This is a genomic window from Flavobacterium sp., from assembly GCF_044368995.1.
GTDB lineage: Bacteria > Bacteroidota > Bacteroidia > Flavobacteriales > Flavobacteriaceae > Flavobacterium.
The window spans coordinates 1-2651 of sequence record NZ_JBIPMS010000173.1 but is presented as its reverse complement, the minus strand read 5'-3'; the positions used below and the strand labels follow the sequence as shown (position 1 = coordinate 2651).

General features: G+C 39.3%; 1 protein-coding gene. It reads right to left on the bottom strand.

Translation table 11 applies throughout. The features are described 5' to 3' along the window. The coding region (locus ACIQ2I_RS08985) for a PKD-like domain-containing protein (protein ID WP_396182070.1) at nucleotides 1-2651 on the bottom strand (2651 nt) is incomplete at both ends.

Below are 2651 nucleotides of genomic sequence, written 5' to 3'. Positions count from 1 at the left end.
TTCCAAGTATCATGAATTCCATCGCCATTTGGTGTAAAATATTTAGGATAATCAATTACTAATACTTCTGTGGTTAATATAGTACAACCTTCTGTATCTTCTACCATTACTTCGTGTGTACCGCCTTGAACGCCTGTAAAAATATTCGAATCTTGCCAAGCACCACCGTCTAATGAATAAATTAAGTTTCCTGTTCCTAATGGGTTTACAGTAACCGTTATGGTGGCGTCGTCTGTGAAGGCATCGGTAACTTCTGCTGTTAGTCCAGTGGCTGGATATATAGTTACAACACTTGCTATATCACTTTGCTCACAATTGGTTACCGTATTAGTAACCACTACTTGGTACGTTCCTGGTTGCGTCGCTTCATATGTAGGGCCGTTTGTACTTGGTAAGGCATCGTAAACATTTGTTGTGGTGTTTAATAGATACCAATCATACGTGAAATTAGGATTAGACACTTGTGCATCTAACACATACCCTTGGTAGGTTACTCCTGTAGTTTGATTCACACAAATATGTCCGTCAATTAATTCTGGTTTTGGTAATGGGTTTACACGTACAATAAATTCTGTAGTACCTCCATCGCAGTTTCCTAATCGTGAAGTAACACTATATTTCACAAATCCTTGAACATCTGAAGTGTTTGTTAAAACATCATTGATAGTAAATGGCGCTGGTCCTGTTCCGTTGGCAAATCCAGTTACGTTTTGAGAATCTATAACCGTCCAAACTAGTGTGGTTCCAGTTATCGCTGGAAAAGAGGAAATGGTTAAATTGGTAGATTCCTCACTACAGATTTCATTTATTGGTAAACCAATTGGCGTGCCTGGTATCGGATTTACTGTTATAGTTACTGCATTTGTAATAGTAGCTCCTGTACAAATTCCGTTTACTGGTGTAAAATCAAAACTAATGGTTCCCGCTACTAACGGATTGGTTAATGCCAATTGCAAATTTATAATCCCTGTTATTGAAGTACCACTTGTAGCGCCTCCTACAATTTGAACACCAGTTGCCGTGTTAATTTGCCAATTATAAAGCGTAGCTGACGGATTTGAATTAGAAGTGAGTGTAACAAATTCGTTATTACAAATTACCGTTTTATTTGAAACCGTAGAAGTAATTACAGGAATTGGTTTTACTGTAATTAATATTTGTTGTGAGGTACCAAAACAACTTCCTATTTGTGGTTTTACTTCTATATTAATGGTACCGTTTTGGAAACCGTTAATCAAAGTAACCACTTGGTCAATATTGGCCTGAGTACCACTAATGGCCGCCATGTTTATATTACTTGTTGTAGCACTCCAAATAAAATCAGCTCCTGCAACCGTACTCGTTAATAATGAGGCAATGTTTAAAGTGCCGCCATTACAAATTTCATCATCTGCAATTTGATTGATAAATTGCGGTGTTGCAGAAACCGTTACTGTTGCAATTTGTCCAGTAACTGGAATGGCACAACCACTCAAATCTGCACTAAATATTTCATATAAAGTAGTTACTGATGGTGATACCGAAACTACATTACTTCCTGAAGCGCCAATGGTAATAGTCCCTGGTGTTCCACTCCATGTAAGTTGCGTGCCTGGTGTAGCCGTAAGGGTTACATTAACTGGAATTCCCGCACAAGTAGTAGTAGTTCCTGTAATAGAAATATTTGTTGGTATTGGATTTACTGTTATAGTTCCTGTAGCATTCACTGTGCCACAACCTCCTGTTAATGGAATGATGTAATTAAACGTTCCTGTCACTGTTGGTGTACCTATAATAGTAATCGTATCTGCTACCCATGAAGCCGTAACTCCTGCTGGTAATCCTGTTGGAGTACCAATACCTGTAGCACCAGTTGTAGTATGTGTAATTGGTATTAATAGTGTATTGACACATAAAGTTGGTGTACTTGAAGCTGCTGTAACCGTATTAGCTTGTGTGACCGTAATAGTTCCTGTTGCATTAAATGTACCACAACCTCCCGTTAATGGAATCGTGTAATTAAACGTTCCAAATACCGTTGGTGTGCCACTAATAGTAATGGTATCTGCTGCCCATGAAGCGGTAACACCTGCTGGTAGGTTTAATGCTGCTCCTATGCCAGTCGCACCAGTTGTTGTATGAGTGATTGCTATTAAAGCAGTATTGATACAAAGTATTGGTGTAGCTGAAGGTCCTGAAACCGTATTGTCTGGGTTTACTGTAATGGTTCCTGTAGCGTTAATTGTACTACATCCTCCAGTTAATGGAATCGTGTAAGCAAATGTTCCTGATACGCTTGGCGTACCATTAATAGTAATGGTATCTGCTAACCATGAAGCAGTAACACCTGCAGGTAAACCATAATTGGTAGTAGTGCTTGCAATACCTGTAGCACCTGTTGTAGTGTGAGTAATCGCAGCTACTAAAGCCGTGTTGATACAAAGGGTTGGTGTTGATGTAGCGGCTGTAACCGTATTATCTGGTGTAACTGTGATGGTTCCAGTAGCTATACCTCCACAACCACCTGCTAATAGAATACTATAATTAAATATCCCTGATGCCGTTGGTGTTCCATTAATGGTAATGGTATCTGCTAACCAAGTAGCTGTAACGCCTGCTGGTAGGTTTGTAGCGGTTCCTATTCCTGTAGCTCCAGTGGTAGTATGTGTAAT